Below are 18823 nucleotides of genomic sequence, written 5' to 3'. Positions count from 1 at the left end.
AAATCTGGTTATGCTGTCAGCATGCTAGAAAAAATTGCCCAAACTCGTTTTTTATCCCGAGCGACCAGCGCAGTTCGCCGATTGGTCTCCGAGCGAGGTGAGTCAAACGCTGTCAGCATGGCTCTCGATGTGATTTCAAACTATCGCAAGCTGAATACCGAGCAACGACCAAAGTTCTTTGCCATGCTTGCTGAGCAATTCAATATTGATGCAGAGCAATTGACGAAAGCCGCTCAAAGTTTTGCAGCAGATCCAAATGCAAGAAACTACATTCGCTTACAGAAGATTTCAGAATCCCCACGGCAAGAGCTGTTAAGGCGACTCAACCGCGCTCCGGGCGGCACGGCCGCGGTAGTCGAGATGCGTCGCGACCTTTTGACTTTACTGAATAAAAAACCAGAGTTGATGGGTTTGGACTATGACATGCGGCATCTCCTGTCATCTTGGTTTAACCCCGGCTTTTTGAAGATGCACCGTGTTGACTGGAAATCACCTGCCGAGATTTTGGAGAAGATCATTGCCCATGAGGCCGTCCATGCCATTGATGGCTGGGATGATCTGCGCCGGCGTTTACAACCCGATCGGCGTTGTTTTGCATTTTTCCATCCGCAACTCCCCGATGAGCCTTTGATCTTTGTGGAAGTTGCTCTACTTCCAGAGATACCGGTTGCCATCATGCCCCTGGTGGATAAGAAATCCACCCCCGTAGAGCAATCCAACCAATTCAAGGTGGCCGCTTTTTACTCCATCAGTAACTGCGAATCTGGATTACGGGGTGTTTCGATGGGCAACTTCTTAATTAAGCGCGTTGCCGAGCAACTGCACGCCGAGTTCCCAGGATTAAAAACCTTTGTGACCTTATCGCCGATTCCAGGCCTCATGGAGTGGATCACCGCTGGGGCGCATCTGGGCGATCTGCCAAGCTCCGACAAAATTAAGCCAGCGGTTCGTAAGGCGCGCGATGATGCTCTGGAACTCCTAAAATTAAATGGCAGCAATTGGATGGATAAGCTGGGTAAAGCATGGCATCCCGATCAATGCAGTGAGCGCGAGAAAGCGGCATTCATGGCATTAACTGCGATTTATCTAACAACCGTGACCCCAAGTCGGGATGGGAATCCGGTCGCAAAATTCCACTTGGGAAACGGGGCCAAACTACATCAAATTAACTGGGCGGGGGATTTGTCCAAGAATGGCTTGCGGCAATCTGCTGGGTTAATGGTGAATTATCTCTATGATCTATCGAGCGTTGAAGAAAATCATGAGCGCTTTGTGAATGGGGAAATGATTTACTCCCGCTCTGTAAGCAAGTTGATGAATATTTAAGCCTGAATAAGTCCTATATAAGACTCGGTGCTTGGTTTTTAGGGGTTTTGCCCTAGATTTTGAAGTTCGTTTTAGAATGATGTTCGCGATCGTTTTACCCTTTATAAGAATTGAAGAGGAGACAAATAATGGTGTTGAATCAAAAGAAAAAAATAGCGGGCCTCGTGCTTAGCTTATTAGCTGTAGTCGGCTTATCAAGTACCGCCAATGCACAAGAGTGGCCAGTCAAAACGGTCACATTTTTAAACCCATTCCCAGCGGGCGGTGGAACGGATGCATTTGCCCGTCCTTTGGCTGCTCAATTAACTGAGCAATTGGGCAAGCAATTTATTATTGATAACCGTGGAGGTGCTGGCGGTACGGTCGGTGCTTCGGTAGCTGCTAAAGCAGCACCAGATGGTTATACATGGTTCATCGGCGCGTCGCATCATACGATTGCTCCTTCCATGTACAAAAACTTGGACTATGACATTCAAAAGAGTTTCATTCCAATTGCTTTGTTAGCAAGTGTTCCGCAGGTATTGGTTGTTAATCCAAATCGTGTGAGTGCTCGTAACCTCAAAGACTTCATTGCGCTCATGAAGAAGAACCCTGGTAAATACAACTTTGCTAGCGCAGGTAGTGGTACCGTGCATCACCTTGCAGGCGAGTTATTTAAGATTCAGACTGGTACCTTCATTGTTCATATTCCTTACCGTGGCGCTGGTCCAGCCATGAGCGATCTTCTCGCCGGTCAGGTTGATTTGGAATTTGATGGTTTGGGAACATCTGCTCCGCAAATTAACGCAGGTAAGTTATTTGCGATTGCTGTTGCATCCGATAAACGCAATCCAGCAATTCCTAACGTACCAACCTTTGTAGAAGCTGGTTTGCCTGACTATCGTGTATCGACTTGGTACGGCATGTTTGCTCCTGCTGGCACACCAAAACCAATCGTTGACAAGATGACTGCTGAAGTTCAAAAGGCGCTAAATTCTCCAAAGTTGAAAGCGATTTGGGCACAAAACGGTGGGGATAATCCTAACCTATACGGAGAGGCATTTGGTAAGCAAGTTGCTTCCGACGTAACGCGTTGGGCTGAAGTTGTTAAGAAATCAGGCGCTAAGCTCGATTAATTTTGTATTCGTAGTTAAGGGTTTTGAGTGAATTTATACGCATTACTAGAGTCTGGCTTTCCTAAAAATCGCGAGGACTGTGCACTCGAAACCCAAGAAGGATTGTATTACTCGTGGCGTGATTTAGATCGCGCCACGGCCATGATGGCAAATTTACTCAAGAGCCTGAATTTGCCCCAAGGCTCACGAGTTGCTGTCCAAGTTGAAAAATCCCCAGAAGCACTTTTTCTATACCTTGCTACTTTGAAAGCTGGGTATGTTTATTTGCCCCTAAATACGGCGTATCAAGAGTCTGAGATTGAATATTTTCTTGAGAATGCAGAGCCAGCTGTTGTCGTTTGCAGTTCCAAGAACTTTTCTTGGATTTCGAAGATTGCATTCAAAAGTGGCACTCTAAATGTATTTACATTGGATGAAAACCGCATCGGATCACTATTGGATCGTGCTGCACAATGTTCTGATCAGTTTAAGACCGTTAAAAAGGCTGACGATGATCTAGCAGCCATTTTGTATACCTCGGGCACCACCGGGCGCAGTAAAGGAGCCATGCTGACGCATGGCAATCTTGGTAGCAATGCTCAGGTATTAAAAGAGTTTTGGGGTTGGAAAAAAGGCGACATCCTTTTGCATGCACTGCCGATTTTCCATGTTCACGGTTTGTTTGTTGCGGCTCATGGGGCGTTATTAAATGGCAGCAAAATGATTTGGTTGCCTCGTTTAGATACAGCGCAATTAATTAAGCATTTGCCGCGTTCAACCATCATGATGGGCGTACCCACATTCTACGTTCGCTTATTGCTTGATCCAAACTTTAACCAGAGTGTTTGTAAAAACATGCGCTTGTTTGTATCGGGCTCAGCGCCATTGTTAACCGAGACCTTTAATACTTTTCAGAAGGTATCTGGGCATACCATTCTTGAGCGTTATGGTATGAGCGAGACCGTGATGTTGGTTTCTAACCCTTATCAGGGGTCGAGAGTCGGCGGATCTGTTGGCGTGCCTCTCCCAGGTGTTGAGGTTCGCGTCGTGAATGAATCTGGATCCCGATGCAGCGTCAATGAGATTGGTGCCATTGAAGTGCGCGGTCCAAATATATTTAAGGGCTACTGGCGCATGCCAGAGAAGACCGCTGAAGAGTTCACGAACGATGGTTGGTTTAAAACCGGTGATGTGGGTCGTTGGGGTGGTGAGACCAGTGCCGGCAAGGTTCCCAATCACTATCTTTGCATCGTCGGCCGCAATAAGGATTTAATCATCTCGGGTGGTTATAACGTTTACCCAAAAGAGATCGAGAGTTTTATTGATGATATGGATGGGGTTGAAGAAAGCGCGGTGATTGGTATTCCGCATAAAGATTTTGGTGAGGCAGTCATGGCGATTGTGGTTCCAAAGCCTGGAGCTAAACTCAATAGCCAGTCCATGATCGATGCATTGAAATCAAAGATTGCGAACTTTAAAGTTCCCAAGCGAATTGAAATAGTCGAGGGATTACCGCGTAACGCAATGGGCAAGGTGCAAAAGAACGTGTTGCGTCAGCAGTACAGTCATTAAGCACTCAGCGCTTTATGGGCTTCATTAAACATAAAGAGCGCCAAGAACATCAGCATTACCCCAAAGACACGTTTGAGCTGAACGACATTGAGCTTGCGAGCTAACTTTGCCCCTAACGGAGCAGTGAAAATACTCGTTGCTACGATGCAAGCAACTGCAGGTAGATAGATAAAACCAAAAGAACCAGCGGGCAAGTCGGGTCGTCCAAAGCTACCAAAGACGTAACCCAGGGTTGAAGCAAGGGCAATCGGAAAACCCAGTCCCGAGGAGGTTGCCATCGCCACATGGGGACTTACGTTGCACCAGATCATGAATGGTACGGTGACAAAGGCACCGCCAGCACCCAATAGGCTCGACAAGCCTCCAGAGAAGGCGCCATAAGAAAACAAGCCTAGCTTCCCAGGCAGTTCGCGCTCGGGCTTCGGTTTTTTATTAATGAACATCTGAATTGAGGTGTACACAATAAAGACCGCAAAGAAAAGGGAGAGCCAGCCTGTATTAAACGCCTCAAATAACTCGCTACCCCCTAAAAAACTACCAACAATAATTCCGGGGGTAAAGCCCGCAACCAGTTTCCAATCAATTGAGCCGTGGCGATGATGAGCCCGAATAGCCGAGAGCGAGGTAAACAAAATGGTGGTCATGCCAGTGGCAATTGCCATATGAACAATGATGTCTTGGCTAAAACCCTGGTGATTAAAAACAATGATCATGAAGGGAACCAGAATCATCCCGCCTCCAATCCCAAGAAGGCCCGCCAAGAACCCAGCACATCCTCCACAAACTAGGAGGATTGCAATGTCAGTCAAAAACATGAAAGGATCCCCGCCTTGGTCGCTAGACCGTCATCCTGAACCCTAAAGTTCAAGGTGGTACGGTAGCAATACTTCGGGTGCATCAAATGATTCAGGGAGTGTCGGACGGGCCCACACTGTAAATCGATAAGACGCTCGCGCCCATACTGCAATACCCGTTCCGTATGCTTACGCATCGGTTCAAGGAACTATTGGCCTTGGCGCACCAGGCAGGGAAAGTGTTTTGATTAGAGAATCGACTTGTTGTTCAAGTGCGTTCACTTCTTGCTCAATTAGATTTAGTTGTTCTGGATCAATCGTAGGGGTAGCAGAGGCTTGCGCAATGGATTGCTGAGATTGAATCAGGTCACCCGCTAATTTAATGGCAGCCATCATCGCTGCGCGCTCAATACTTTTATTGCCGCTAGCAAGAGCCAACTTGATTTGTTCATCCACCAAAGAGCAGGCCTCACGGAGCAATAGCTCGTGATCGCTTGAGGTTGCAAGCGTGATTTTGTGGCCAGCCAGACTAACTTCAATGCGTTGTTGGGTCATGGTCTTTATCAATCATTGCGTTATCACCCAACAGGTTCATTTGGCGCGAATCACTTTGTTCAGGAAGGCGTTTTAAGATGTGCTCGATGCGCTTTTGAGCATCCTCAATTTTTGACTCGAGGGTCACGCGATCTTGTCGTAATGCCTCAACGGAGGCATTCACCATTTTTAACTTCTCAGAAAGACGTCGGAGCGTTTGCTCAATGGAATCTTGCGACATATCTAAAATGGTATCAGAACTAGGCTAATTTCTTTTTAGCGGTTTCGGTAACTAGATAGAACCCGAGTGAGGCAACGGCAATGTAGCAGAGGGTGAAGAACAAATTACTAAAGAAATAAGTTCCAAATACCTCAGCGAATCCCACAAGCGATGTACCGCTCTTTTGTAGATAAAAAGCCCCGCTGGAAATCAGCTCACAAATCGCAACCCCAGCAACCAAGGCAATTGCAAATTGACCAATTCTGAACCCGTTCTGTTCATAGTGCTGGCGCAACCACCGACCGGCCATCCAGAGCACCAAATACGATGGGATTAAAGCCACGTAGGCAAGGTTGAAAATGAAATCGCCCATAGCCAAATAATCGATTACAAAGGCTTGAGCCAAAACAAGCAAAAAGAGGGCTGGGCTTAATAAGAAACCAACTATAAAAGCAATTGCCCAGGTAGCGTCAGGCAAGCCCATCAGGGAGGCTACATGTTGTCCTCGAGTGGCCCACAAAATCAAGGAAAAAACCACAGCGATCCATATGGTCTGTTTGGTCGAAAGATTAAACATGATTCCTCCTTGAGTAATGGGGCTATTTTAGACCTAAATTAACACAAAACCTTTATTTCATGGCGTACCGAACCCCAATAAAAAGGTTCGATCCTGGGGTGTTGTAACCATAAGATAGTTGGTAATCTTTATTGAAGATATTGTTCCAACGACCAAAGATCGACCAGTCTTTGGCAAATTCGTAATTGCCATACAAATTGAAGATGGCATAGCCGCCCATATAACTGGAGTTACCCGAGTTATACCGTCCTCCTTGAAATGTTCCCTCGGCGCCCACATTCAATTTTTGATAACGGTACTCAGCACCAAGGTTTCCAAATTGACGAGCACGCTTAGCCAGCAGAAATCCAGTAGTTTGATCAATCGGATTTTGTTGATCATAGGATGCTTTTAGGCGAAGACTCGATAACTTTGCGATACCGCCAACGGATACGCCAGAGATTTTTGCAACACCAGCATTGCCAGCACATCCGTAATTAGGACCATTAAGTTGCGCAATCGTGCATGGAGGGGTAGTCGTGGTGTACTGAATGAGATTGGTAATGGTGCTATTAAATCCAATTAAATGAAGATCCAAGCCGCTGGACTCATAGTGGAGACCAATCTCGGTATTTTTACTTTTTTCTGCTTGTAAATTGGTATTACCGTAATCAGGAAAATACAAGTCATTAAATGACGGGGCCTTAAAGCCGGTACCGTAATTAATATTGCCTCGAATTTGTTTGGAGAAAAAGTAACCATACGATGCGCTGCCTGTCGTTTGTGGCCCATACCCAGTAATACTGTCATTGCGAAGTGCAAGGTTTGCTAAGTGTGATCCACGTTTAAGCTGATAAGAACCTGCCACGGTATTGGTATTTTGATTTTGACTGACGACACCGCCATCATTGGAGTAACCGCTTAAAGTTTTTCGCTCCGCAACAAGTTGCAATAGATCACTACCAATCTTGATATCGTTTTGCCAGGAATAAATCATCTGTTTTGTTTTGTAAACAGGATTTCCGGTGCTGTAGAGATTCTGCGAGTAATCATTTGACTGGGAGACTTGAAGCATGCTTTTCCAGTCTTTGTTGATTTGATTGTTCGAGAATATGGAAAAGATCCCCAAATTGCTAATTTGACTCCCAATGCCACCCCCATAAAAACTAGAAACAGGGTATTGATTGTCGAGTCGAGAAGCCAAAAACTGAAATCCAAACTCTTGCCCACGATCCCATTCCTGGGCAATACGACCAGCACCACCACTTTTGGTATAGCCTGTTCGATTTTGACTTAATGCATTTCTATTATTTGTAGCTACAGAGTTAAACCCAGTAGAAATTTCTTGCGATCCGCTAATGGCGTAACTTGTTGTCTTCGTGTCTCCGAACGAGCCATAAAGGCTGGCATCCGTAATGCTCGTGCCATAACCGCCATACCCCGTTGAGGCATTCGCTTGAAACGGCCCCGTACCCTTTTTGGTAAATATCTGAATGACACCGCCAATGGCATCCGAACCATAAAGACTACTTTGTGGACCAAAAATGATTTCAATTCGATCAATAATTCCAAGTGGAATAGCTTGTAACGAAAACCCACCCGTTCCAGCAGCTTGACTACGCACACCATCAACCAATAAAAGAGCTTGATTCGAGTTTGATCCTCGTAAGAACACGCTTGCTGCGGATCCGGGACCGCCGATGGTTGAAATCTCCACCCCTCTTTGACGCTGTAAGAGCTCTACAAGACTGGTTTGTCCTGCATCAGCAATTTCTTCGGGGCCGATAAGAACGTAGTCAGCCAATACATCGTTGGCGCGAGTGGGGGTGCGGGTAGCAGTGACAATCACCGGATCCATCGGGTTATTGGCTGTGCTAATCAAGACATTCCCACTTTGGGCATAGACAGTTTGGTTGCTAAATGAAATGGTTAATGCGAGAGTAAGAGCGGATAGGCGCCAACGGTTGTTGGCCTTCCAAAGATTACGGCAAGGTTGCATGACAAATCCAAGTTGTAATGCCTGCCAACCTCCCCGTTAGCGGGCGATACAGAACTCGGAATAGGGATGAGCGTCAATGTGGGCGTGTGAGGGCCCTCTATTGGCGCGCGAAGGTCCCCGTTCACGAAATTCCACCTGTCTTGGCCGGTATCCGGGCTGGTGAACTTTAGATTTGGCCTTCCCATGCATTGATACACAGTGGCTTATCAAACCATAGCACCGAACAGCTGGCGCATTCACTTACCGTTGCGGGGGCAGCACACGTTTGAGTAGTGTTTCCCGTTTAACCCAAATGTCATACAAATGGGCACCACGACATCTCAATATTACCCTATTTATGACTAGGAATAACCCGAATTTCCTTTATTGGAAGGCTTACAATGAATAGTTCGAGTGAATATTTCAATGACCATACTAGATAGACATCCAGAAAAAAATCTAATTCGCTTGCAGCTTAGCCAAAATATTGTTTTGCGTAATTTAGATCCGGGCAGCATGGCTGAATTAGAGAGTTCCCTTGAGATCTCGGATCTTAAGAAATCCGAGATCTTGTTACGTCAAGGCAACTATCAAATGGAGCAATATTTTGTTCTTGATGGCATCTTAAAACGTATTGTTTCAAGTGCTGATGCAAAAGAAATGATCCTGCGATTTGCCATTGAGAAAGATATTGAAACCAGTTATGCCGCATGGCGCTTACAGCGCGCTGCGCCCTACAGTATTGCTTCGGTCACTAAGGCGCGGGTAGCGCGGATGCCTCTTAAAAAGTGGGCTGAGTTTTTGGATAACCACCCAAAACTTAAAGAAAGTTTTGAGTTTGAGGTGATGCGTCTCATGAGTGAAATCATGGCACACACGATTACATTGCACATGCTCGATGCCCCAGGGCGGGTTGAACGGTTTTTGCGAAAATACGAAAACTTATTTGAGGTTTTACCCAAGAAAGAATTGGCCGCTTACCTGAATCTTTCGCCCGAAACTCTAAGTCGCCTAAAGAGCAAACACAAAGAGCTATTTATCTAAATTTTAGGGTTATTCGATTTATTGAGTAAGCGCTAACCCTAGGTTTTTATTGGATTTTAGGGGAAATTGACGAAAGTCAATGCTGAACCCTCCTCTGAGTCCTAAGATTCGTCTCAGTTCAGCTGAGACTCTTTTATGGAGGCGAAGTTGAAGACAACCAATCCCACGGAGAGAGACAACGTTATGTTGACAGCTACGAAAGAGCATTCTGCCAATGTCGCTGCAGAAGATACCCCACTAACCGACGGTTTCCATTTGGTGATCGATGCCCTTAAGGCTAACGATATCGATACCATTTTTGGACTGGTTGGTATCCCTATTACTGATTTAGCGCGTTTGGCCCAAGCGGAGGGAATGCGCTTTATTGGATTCCGGCACGAACAGCATGCGGGTAATGCTGCGGCGATTGCTGGTTATATGACTCAAAAGCCCGGCATTTGCCTAACAGTGTCGGCACCCGGATTCTTAAATGGTTTGACTGCTTTAGCAAATGCAACCACTAACTGCTTCCCCATGATCTTGATTTCTGGATCAAGCGAGCGTGAGATTGTGGATTTGCAGCAGGGTGACTATGAGGAGATGGATCAGTTAAATGCTGCCAAGCCTTACGCAAAAGCATCCTACCGGATTAATAAGGCAGAAGACATCGCCATTGGTGTTGCGCGCGCCATTCGTGCCGCAGTATCGGGACGCCCAGGCGGAGTCTACCTTGATCTTCCTGCACAGTTATTGGGGCAAAGTATTCCTGCTCAAAAAGGGAAAGAATCCTTATTCCGCGTGATTGATGCTGCACCTAAGCAAATTCCTGCACCGGATGCCATCAAGCGCGCGATTGATGTTTTGAAAAACGCCAAGCGGCCTTTGATTCTTTTGGGCAAGGGCGCTGCTTATGCACAAGCCGATCAAGAGATCAAAGATTTGGTTGAGAAATCAGGTATTCCTTATTTGCCAATGTCAATGGCAAAAGGTTTATTACCAGATACCCATCCGCAGTGCGCATCTGCAGCTCGTTCATTTGTGTTGGCAGAAGCGGACACCGTGATGTTGGTCGGTGCTCGTTTGAATTGGTTATTGGCCCATGGCAAAGGTAAAACTTGGGGCAACCATTTGAAGAAATTTATTCAGATTGATATTGCAGCAACTGAAATTGACAGCAACGTACCGATTGCAGCCCCGGTGATTGGTGACGTTGGCTCTTGTGTCACCGAGATCTTGAAGCAAATTGGCAGCGTTCCCAAGCCAAGCGCTGAGTGGATTCATGCAATTAATGAGAAAAAAGATAAGAACATTGCCAAAATGGAGGAGACACTCTCCAAAAATCCTTCCCCCATGAACTTCCACAGCGCATTGCGTGCGATTCGTGAGGTGGTGAAGGCCAATCCAGATGTCAATATCGTGAACGAAGGGGCTAATACTCTTGACTATGCTCGTAGCATCGTCAACATGTATAAGCCCCGTAAACGTTTTGACTCCGGTACTTGGGGAATCATGGGTATTGGTATGGGCTACGCCATCGGTGCAGCGGTTGTTAGCAAGCAACCCGTCATTGCAATCGAAGGGGATAGCGCGTTTGGATTTAGCGGTATGGAGCTTGAAACCATCTGCCGCTACAACCTGCCAATCATCACGGTCGTGTTTAACAACAACGGTGTTTACCGTGGTACGGATGTGAACCCTACCGGTGGTGCGGATGTTGCGCCAACCGTGTTTGTAAAAAATGCACGTTACGACAAGATGATGGAGGCGTTTGGCGGCGTTGGTTATAACGTCACCACTCCCGAGGAATTGACTGATGCATTGAACAAGTCACTCGCCTCTGGTAAGCCAACGGTCATCAATGCTGTGATTGACGAAACTGCGGGTACTGAGAGCGGTCGCTTGACCAACCTCAACCCAGCTTCTACTGCAACCAAGAAGTAATCATTTATTGATATAAAGAGTCCAAAGGAGATTCAAAATGAGTAAACCACTAGACGGAATTCGGATTATCGATTTCACCCACGTACAAGCAGGCCCTGCTTGCACCCAATTGCTTGGCTTTTATGGCGCCGACGTGATTAAAGTAGAGCGTCCTGGCTCTGGCGACGTGACCCGTAGTCAGTTGCGTGATATTCCCGATGCCGATGCTTTGTATTTCACGATGCTTAACGGTAACAAGCGTTCCTTAACCTTGGATACCAAGACCCCAGAGGGTAAAGAGGTGCTCGAGAAGTTAATCAAGGTCTCTGATGTGATGGTTGAGAACTTTGGTCCAGGCGCTTTAGATCGCATGGGTTTCTCATGGGATCGCATTATGGAATTGAACCCCAAGATGATCTTGGCTTCAGTCAAAGGTTTCTCAGACGGTCATTCGTATGAGGATTTAAAAGTGTATGAGAACGTCGCTCAGTGTGCTGGCGGTGCGGCATCGACCACTGGTTTCTGGGACGGCCCTCCCACTGTATCCGCTGCTGCATTGGGCGACAGTAATACGGGTATGCACTTGGCAATTGGTATCTTGACTGCTCTCATGCATCGTCAAAAAACAGGCAAAGGTCAAAAGGTGGCTTGCTCGATGCAAGACGCTGTATTGAATCTCTGCCGCGTGAAGTTGCGTGACCAACAGCGCTTGGATCGCGTTGGTTACCTCGAAGAGTATCCACAGTATCCTCATGGCAAATTTAGTGATGTCGTGCCCCGTGGTGGTAACGCTGGCGGCGGCGGTCAGCCTGGTTGGGTCTTAAAGTGCAAAGGTTGGGAAACCGATCCAAATGCCTATATTTATTTCACGATCCAAGGTCATGCTTGGGAGCCAATTACCAAAGCCCTTGGCAAACCAGAGTGGGCAACCGATCCAGCCTATATGACTGCGCAAGCTCGTCAAGACAAGATTTTTGATATCTTCGCGACCATTGAAGATTGGCTCAAAGATAAGACTAAGTACGAAGCGGTTGATATCTTGCGCAAGTTTGATATTCCCTGCGCACCTGTCCTCTCCATGAAAGAGATCGCTGAATCACCTGATTTGCGTGCTAGCGGATCTATTGTTGAAGTGGATCACAAAGTACGTGGCAAGTACCTCACGATTGGTAGTCCAATTAAGTTCTCTGAATTGAAGGTCGAAGTGAAGCCATCTCCAGTATTGGGTGAGCACACTGACGAGGTTCTATCTGATCTTGGCTATAGCAAAGAGCAAATTGCTCAATTGCATGCGGCAAAAGCGGTTTAATCGGTATAGTGCTTAAGTAATGGCGCCTTCGGGCGCCATTTGCTTTTCAGGGGAGAGACATCAAACATGAGCAACGAGGTCGATCTTCATCAACTCATTGAGGTGATTGGTGATGCTGTCGTTGTCTCCAATGTGGCGGGCAAAATCACTTTGTGGAATCGCGCTGCCGAGGACATGTTTGGATACACCGCTACAGAGGCATTGGGACAAAATCTCGACATCATTACACCTGAACGATTTCGGGCACGTCATTGGGAGGGCTATCACCACTCCATGGAAACGGGCACCACAAAGTACGGAAAGCAAACTTTGCGAGTACCGGCGCTTCATAAAGATGGGCATACGCTGTCGATCGCATTTACCGTTGCCATGCTCCATGACGAACACCACCAAGTCGGCGGTGTCGTTGCTGTGATTCGAGATGAAACCGCTCGATTTATCGAAGAAAAAGAGCTCAAAAAACGTTTGATCGAGCTGGAATCCAAGCCGGGCGCGTGATCCCTGCGTTTGCCCTAAATTGGGCTTGTATCGCCATTTTTAACCAATACCAGCACTGGTAAAATGGCTTTCATCAAATTTTCATACTTTTTAGGACTCTTTTATGGCAAAAGCACTTGAGGGGATTAAGATCCTCGACTTTACGCACGTTCAATCTGGGCCAACGTGCACCCAGTTGCTCGCTTGGTTTGGAGCCGATGTTATTAAAGTCGAGCGTTCGGGTGAGGGTGATGCGACTCGCAAGCAATTGCAAGATATACCGGATGCCGATAGTTTGTATTTCACGATGCTAAATCACAACAAGCGCTCTTTAACTGTGAACACCAAAACGTCTGAGGGTAAAGATATTCTGGAGCGCTTGATTAAGCAGTGCGATGTGTTAGTTGAGAACTTTGCTCCGGGTGCCTTAGATCGCATGGGTTTTACTTGGCAGCGGATTCAAGAACTCAACCCCCGCATGATCATGGCCTCGATCAAAGGCTTTGGACCCGGGCCTTATGAGGATTGCAAGGTGTATGAGAACGTTGCGCAATGCGCAGGCGGTTCTGCATCGACCACAGGCTTTGATGATGGCCCACCGATGGTGACCGGTGCTCAGATTGGTGACAGTGGTACCGGTTTGCATTTGGCACTCGGGATTGTGACCGCACTCTATCAGCGCACGCATTCGGGTCGGGGGCAGAAGGTCGATGCCGCCATGCAAGATGCAGTTCTCAATCTGTGCCGCGTTAAGCTTCGTGATCAACAGCGCCTTGATCGAAACGGCACGATGCAAGAGTATCCCCAGTTTCCAAATGGTACTTTTGGCGATGCGGTTCCCCGTGCTGGTAACGCCTCAGGCGGTGGTCAGCCCGGTTGGATTCTGAAGTGCAAGGGTTGGGAAACCGATCCTAATTCTTACATTTACATCGTCGTTCAAGCTGCGGTGTGGGGAGGCCATTTGTAAAGTGATTGGACGTGAGGATTGGATTACCGATACCGATTACGCATCACCCATGGCTCGTTTGCCCCGACTTATGGGGATCTTTGCAGAAATTGAGAAATGGACCATGACTAAGACAAAGTTTGAGGTCATGAATACGCTCAATCAGTACGATGTACCCTGTGGCCCGATCCTTTCTATGAAGGAGATTGCACAAGAGCCTGCTTTACGTGCAACCGGTACGGTGGTTGAGGTTGATCATCCAATTCGTGGCAAGTATTTGACGGTTGGTAATCCGATCAAATTATCCGATAGCCCTACCGATGTGACCCGTTCACACCCTATTGGGTGAACATACCGATGAGATTTTGCAAGAACTTGGCTTTAAGATCGATGATCTGATTGATTTACGCCACAAGAAAGTCATCTAAATGCGCATCGCACTCATTGGCAGTCAAGATTTTGGTAAAGCCGCCCTTGAGGCTTTTTTGGAGCGTGGGGATGAGGTGGTGGCAGTGTTTTGTCCGCCCGATAATCCGAAGGCCACTAAGCCTGAGATCTTGAAAGAGACTGCCATGGCTCGGGGTTTGAACATGCTCCAGTTTCCGAGTCTTAAGGGACCGGAGGCTGCCAATGCAATGCGCGATAGTAAAGCGGATATTTGTGTGATGGCCTATGTGTTGCAATTTGTGCCACAGGATCTAGTAAAGATCCCACGCTTTGGCACGATTCAGTATCACCCATCTTTATTACCAAAGTACCGCGGTCCCAGTGCGATCGGTTGGTCGATTGCCTTAGGTGAAACCAAGACTGGATTAACGATCTTTAGGCCCTCCGATGGTCTCGATGAAGGCGCAATCATTTTGCAAAAGGAAGTGCCGATTGGTCCAGATGACACCTTAGGTCAGGTCTACTTTAATCACCTCTTTCCCTTAGGAATTGCAGCCTTGTTAGAGGCGGCCGATTTAGTAGCGGCAGGTAAGCATCAAGAAATGGTGCAAGATGAGTCGCAAGCGAACTACGAAGGTTGGTTTGATCAAGCTGCTGCTCGGATTCATTGGTCAAACCATGTGAGTCAAATTTATAACCTGATCCGGGCATGCAATCCAGCCCCAGGTGCTTGGACTGCACTCAATGGTGAGAAAGTTCAGATTTATGATGTGCGCAAACATATCACCCCAACCTACGGATCCGTTCAGGGTAAGCCCGGCGAAGTGGTTGAGGTTACCTCGAACTCATTTAGAGTGGCCTGCCATGGCGGTCAGATTGAGGTTCTCAAAGCCAAAGCCGGAAAGGGTTCGAAAGTCTCCGGGGGTGAGTGCGCTAGTGCGGCCGGTATTCAGGTCGGCCAATTCTTTGACGCGTAATTAGACCTCAAGATTATCAATTAGGCGAGTCTTGCCAAGTTTGGCAGCCGCCAAAATGACGAGTTCTTTCTTCGCCAGCAGGTCTTCATTGCTAGGTGCTAATAAATCGGTGCGCTTACGAATGGCGATGTAGTCAGGTTGCCAGCCACGTTGTGTCAGAGCATCAGTGGTCTTTTTCTCAAGCTCATGTAGCGATTGATCCAGAGGCTTCATGGGGCTGGCGTGATGCATGGTATCCAAAACGGCATGTCGCAGCTCTTGCAGGCTTGTTTGTAAATGAGGGGCTTCAGTGCGTTCAGCCTCACTTAAATAAGCATTGCGCGAAGATAACGCTAAGCCATCATCGGCACGAATCGTTTCACCCGCCACAATCTCAACGGGTAAGGCAAACTGATGCGCCATTTGACGAATAATCATCAGTTGCTGATAGTCTTTTTTGCCAAAGACGGCGACACGGGGTTGAACACAGGAAAATAATTTCAGAACAACCGTACAAACTCCCTTAAAAAATCCCGGACGGAACTCGCCTTCTAAAATATCGCCTAATTGCTTGGGTGGATCAACACGGTATTCTTGGGGCTCGGGGTAGAGGACTTTCTCGGAGGGAGCGAACAATACATAAACCCCTTCCTTTTCAAGTTTTTCGGCATCCGCCTCAAGGGTTCGTGGGTACTGATCAAAATCTTCATGGGGACCAAACTGCAGACGATTTACAAAAATACTGGCTATCACTGGATCGCCATGTTGTCTTGCAATGCGCATTAAGGAGAGATGCCCCTCATGCAGATTGCCCATGGTGGGTACAAAGGAGGCGCGGTTCTGTCCACGCAATTGATCGCGCAACTCTTGAATATCGGTAACGATTTTCATGCGCTTGGGGTATAGGCTAGTCGGACGTAAATCGGCGCGTAGGGCTCCGCTTGGGTGATTTCAATTAACGATTCACGTGAGAGCTCGAGCATGGCAATAAAGTTCACCACAATCACCGGCACACCATTACCTGAGCGAATGGCATCTTCAAACAGCTCGCTGAACTCAACAAAGCGGGCGTTCTGTAAGCGCCGCAGAATACGTGTCATGAAGTCGCGAACCGATAACTGCTCGCGGGTAATCGTATGGTGTTGATTGAGTTTGGCCCGATGCAGCACATCGCGCCATGCCATTTGCAGATCCTCGAGATTGACCTCAGGCCAAGTCACCGCAATGCTGGTATCGACATAACCATGCGCTACCTGAAAATCACGACCGACTTGAGGAATGCGATCGAGCTCTTGTGCAGCTAATTTCATCCGCTCGTATTCCAAGAGGCGTCGTACCAGTTCAGCGCGTGGATCTTCCACTTCCTCATCACTGTCCGCCTTTTTCATGGGCAAGAGCATTCGAGATTTAATTTCAATCAACATTGCAGCCATTAATAAATACTCAGCTGCAAGTTCGAGATTGTGATGACGGATTTGATCGATGTAGCTGAGATACTGCTGTGTGACCTCCGCCATCGGAATATCCAAGACATTGAAGTTTTGCTTACGAATCAGGTAGAGCAGTAAATCTAAAGGACCCTCAAAGGCTTCTAGAAAAACCTCCAGCGCATCCGGTGGAATGTATAAATCACTCGGTAATTGAAATAAGGGTTCGCCATACAACTTGGCAAACGCAGAGCTTAGGCCATCAATTTTTTCTTCCGATGGGCCATTGGGGAGCGGCTCGAGCTCCTCAGTCATTGCCATAAACGTATGCGCGTTGCTTAACTTTGGCGAGTTGGTTGCGGCGAATTTCTTCGGGACTTAATGCAGGCTTATCCCAAAGTAGAGCGCGACCCTCACGTTGCGCTTGCTCCAGTTGGGGATTTTGCGACTTTAGTTTCTCTAAAAACAAGGTGGCTTGAGATTTATATTTCTTCATAAAATCAATAACTTACATAATAAAATGGATTACAACACCCTTCATTATTAACGATTTTTAGGGATCCTCAGCGATTTAATTCGAGAAGCGCATCAACCTGAGCGGGCTCGACCCGTGTCATTAAATGACGATAGGGTTGAATTGCAGAATTGCTCTTTAATGATTTGCCGATATCGTGCCATTGCATTGGTGGAATGGACAAAAATTCTTCAACCTGACCCACCAAATTCGGTAAAACTGGCTTTAAGTACAAACTCAACCGGCGAAACGATTCTAAGATGACGCTGCACACTTCATGCAGTTTGGCTGCGCCCTGGGGATCTTTTGCAAGTTCCCAAGGCTTATTCTCATCAACATAAGCATTCACAAGATCAGCCAGCTCCATGATTTGGCGTACGGCTTTTGCAAATTCGCGGCTTTCATAAAAATCAGCAATCAAGTCACTTGCGTTTGCTATCGACTCGAGTAACGGATGCGTCATTGCCGCATCGGAGATCCGACCCTCAAAGCGTTTGACTAAAAATCCGGCAGTCCGACTGGCAATATTGATGTACTTTCCCAAGAGGTCGCTATTAACGCGTGCCACAAAATCGTGGAGATTTAAATCAAGATCTTCCATGGTTGCATTTAACTTAGTCGCAAAGTAATAGCGGAACCATTCTGGGTTCAGGCCCGCTTCAATGACGCTATTTGCAGAAATGAGCGTACCGCGCGATTTACTCATTTTCTCGCCATCCACGGTTAAGAATCCGTGAGCATAAACATTGGTGGGTGTGCGATACCCTGAGAAGTGCAAGGTAGCCGGCCAAAAGAGCGTATGAAAATACAAAATATCTTTACCAATGAAATGGTATTGCTCAGTCGTGCTATCGGGCTTGACCCAGTTGGCAAAATCGAGACCCCGCTCCTTACAGTATTTCAGGAAGCTTGCGTAATAACCAATTGGGGCATCAAGCCAAACATAAAAATACTTTCCTGGTGCGTCGGGGATTTCAAAGCCAAAGTACGGTGCGTCACGCGAGATATCCCAATCGCCTAGTTTGCTGTCCCCTTCGGTACCCACCCACTCTTTCATCTTATTTTTGGCTTCAATCTGTAGGGGGGTTTTCACCTGTGTCCACTCGCGCAAGAATGCCTCGCAACGCGGATCGGAGAGCTTAAAAAAATAATGATCAGATACTTTGCGAACCGGGGTAGCGCCACTGACGACAGAGTAGGGATTTTTGAGATCGGTGGGCGCATAGGTGGCACCACACTTTTCACAAGAGTCGCCATATTGATCTGCTGCACCACATTTTGGGCAATTGCCTTTAATAAACCGATCAGGCAAAAACATCTCCTTGACCGGATCGTAGGCTTGTTCAATTGCTCTTTTTTCAATCAGACCCGCATCGCGTAACTTGAGATAAATCTCGCGCGATAACTGTTCGTTTTCTGGGCTATCGGTGGTGTAGTAATGATCAAACGAGATCAGAAAGTGATCAAAATCTCGCTTGTGTTCGTGCCACACTTTATCAATCAGAGCCTTGGGAGTAAGCCCTTCTTTTTCGGCCCGTAGCATGATCGGGGTACCGTGGGTATCGTCTGCACCGACGTAATGTACTTCGTGGCCTCGCATTCGTTGGAATCGAACCCAAATATCGGTCTGTACGTATTCCACCAGATGACCAATATGGATTTGGCCATTGGCATAGGGTAGGGCAGAGGTTACCAGCAGTTGACGCATATTAATCATTCTTGTTAAACATAGATTTTAGACTGCGGTTAAAGTGTATGGTGAGATACCGCTGGGTATCGTTGATGGCTAA

15 protein-coding genes, 1 other RNA gene, 3 pseudogenes and 1 riboswitch are annotated in these 18823 nt (G+C 47.1%); of the genes and pseudogenes, 9 read left to right on the top strand and 10 right to left on the bottom strand.

The window, feature by feature from the left end; genetic code table 11:
* Window positions 1-21 precede the first annotated feature (21 nt).
* The 3 genes from QUE65_RS08445 (at window position 22) to QUE65_RS08435 (ending at window position 3992) form a co-directional block, all read left to right on the top strand.
* Window positions 22-1326: a malonyl-CoA decarboxylase gene (locus tag QUE65_RS08445; RefSeq protein WP_286280635.1), complete on the top strand. Its 1305-nt coding sequence runs from the start codon at window positions 22-24 to the stop codon at window positions 1324-1326.
* A gap of 128 nt (window positions 1327-1454) precedes the next feature.
* Window positions 1455-2441, top strand: a complete 987-nt coding sequence (locus QUE65_RS08440) for a Bug family tripartite tricarboxylate transporter substrate binding protein (protein WP_286280633.1) — start codon at window positions 1455-1457, stop codon at window positions 2439-2441.
* 27 nt (window positions 2442-2468) lie between these two features.
* Window positions 2469-3992, top strand: a complete 1524-nt coding sequence (locus tag QUE65_RS08435; RefSeq protein ID WP_286280632.1) for a malonate--CoA ligase — start codon at window positions 2469-2471, stop codon at window positions 3990-3992.
* Here QUE65_RS08435 and QUE65_RS08430 read toward each other — a convergent pair.
* The 6 genes and pseudogenes from QUE65_RS08430 to QUE65_RS08410 form a co-directional block, all read right to left on the bottom strand.
* Window positions 3989-4807 carry a sulfite exporter TauE/SafE family protein gene (locus QUE65_RS08430; RefSeq protein WP_215369852.1) on the bottom strand — a complete coding sequence of 273 codons (819 nt, stop codon included), beginning with the start codon at window positions 4805-4807 and terminating at the stop codon, window positions 3989-3991. The genes QUE65_RS08435 and QUE65_RS08430 overlap by 4 nt on opposite strands.
* Before the next feature lie 3 nt (window positions 4808-4810).
* A non-coding RNA gene (ssrS, locus tag QUE65_RS08425) (6S RNA) lies at window positions 4811-5026 on the bottom strand.
* Window positions 5027-5110: 84 nt separating this feature from the next.
* Window positions 5111-5341, bottom strand: a pseudogene (locus QUE65_RS10380) (cell division protein ZapA); the annotation flags it as partial.
* Window positions 5322-5561, bottom strand: a complete 240-nt coding sequence (locus QUE65_RS08420; RefSeq protein ID WP_215369850.1) for a hypothetical protein — start codon at window positions 5559-5561, stop codon at window positions 5322-5324. The pseudogene QUE65_RS10380 and the gene QUE65_RS08420, both read right to left, overlap by 20 nt.
* Window positions 5562-5580: 19 nt before the next feature.
* Complete coding sequence (locus tag QUE65_RS08415; protein ID WP_286280630.1) at window positions 5581-6117, bottom strand: hypothetical protein; 537 nt, start codon at window positions 6115-6117, stop codon at window positions 5581-5583.
* A 52-nt stretch (window positions 6118-6169) separates the two neighbouring features.
* Window positions 6170-8095: a TonB-dependent receptor domain-containing protein gene (locus QUE65_RS08410; protein WP_286280629.1), complete on the bottom strand. Its 1926-nt coding sequence runs from the start codon at window positions 8093-8095 to the stop codon at window positions 6170-6172.
* 125 nt (window positions 8096-8220) lie between these two features.
* A riboswitch (cobalamin riboswitch) is annotated at window positions 8221-8425 on the bottom strand.
* Between the two features lie 75 nt (window positions 8426-8500).
* Here QUE65_RS08410 and QUE65_RS08405 point away from each other — a divergent pair.
* From QUE65_RS08405 to QUE65_RS08380, 6 genes and pseudogenes are all read left to right on the top strand, one after another.
* Window positions 8501-9118, top strand: a complete 618-nt coding sequence (locus QUE65_RS08405; RefSeq protein WP_215369844.1) for a Crp/Fnr family transcriptional regulator — start codon at window positions 8501-8503, stop codon at window positions 9116-9118.
* Window positions 9119-9301: 183 nt separating this feature from the next.
* On the top strand, window positions 9302-11038 hold the full coding sequence (oxc, locus tag QUE65_RS08400; protein ID WP_286280625.1) for an oxalyl-CoA decarboxylase: 1737 nt from the start codon (window positions 9302-9304) through the stop codon (window positions 11036-11038).
* A 37-nt stretch (window positions 11039-11075) separates the two neighbouring features.
* The gene (frc, locus tag QUE65_RS08395; protein ID WP_215369840.1) at window positions 11076-12326 is read left to right on the top strand and encodes a formyl-CoA transferase; all 1251 of its coding nucleotides are present in this window, start codon (window positions 11076-11078) and stop codon (window positions 12324-12326) included.
* 66 nt (window positions 12327-12392) lie between these two features.
* Entirely contained in the window at window positions 12393-12824 is a 432-nt protein-coding gene (locus QUE65_RS08390; protein ID WP_286280624.1) for a PAS domain-containing protein, read from the top strand.
* 103 nt (window positions 12825-12927) lie between these two features.
* A pseudogene (gene frc, locus QUE65_RS08385) lies at window positions 12928-14177 on the top strand (formyl-CoA transferase).
* Window positions 14178-15113, top strand: coding sequence for a methionyl-tRNA formyltransferase (locus QUE65_RS08380; protein ID WP_286280622.1), 936 nt, complete (start codon window positions 14178-14180; stop codon window positions 15111-15113).
* On the opposite strand, the gene panC is transcribed toward QUE65_RS08380, so the two are convergent.
* The 4 genes and pseudogenes from panC to metG form a co-directional block, all read right to left on the bottom strand.
* Complete coding sequence (panC, locus tag QUE65_RS08375; RefSeq protein ID WP_286280621.1) at window positions 15114-15983, bottom strand: pantoate--beta-alanine ligase; 870 nt, start codon at window positions 15981-15983, stop codon at window positions 15114-15116.
* Window positions 15980-16834, bottom strand: coding sequence for a segregation and condensation protein A (locus tag QUE65_RS08370; RefSeq protein WP_286282501.1), 855 nt, complete (start codon window positions 16832-16834; stop codon window positions 15980-15982). The genes panC and QUE65_RS08370 overlap by 4 nt, the downstream gene beginning before the upstream one ends.
* A complete protein-coding gene (locus tag QUE65_RS08365; RefSeq protein ID WP_215369832.1) occupies window positions 16827-17015 on the bottom strand; it encodes a DUF3460 family protein in 189 nt (62 codons plus the stop codon). Before QUE65_RS08365 ends, QUE65_RS08370 begins: the two co-directional genes overlap by 8 nt.
* Before the next feature lie 70 nt (window positions 17016-17085).
* Window positions 17086-18741: pseudogene (gene metG / locus QUE65_RS08360) on the bottom strand (methionine--tRNA ligase); the annotation flags it as partial.
* Window positions 18742-18823: the final 82 nt, after the last annotated feature.

The organism is Polynucleobacter sp. HIN8, from assembly GCF_030297615.1.
In the GTDB taxonomy this organism is placed as follows: domain Bacteria; phylum Pseudomonadota; class Gammaproteobacteria; order Burkholderiales; family Burkholderiaceae; genus Polynucleobacter.
This window is presented reverse-complemented; position numbering and strand designations above follow the sequence as displayed.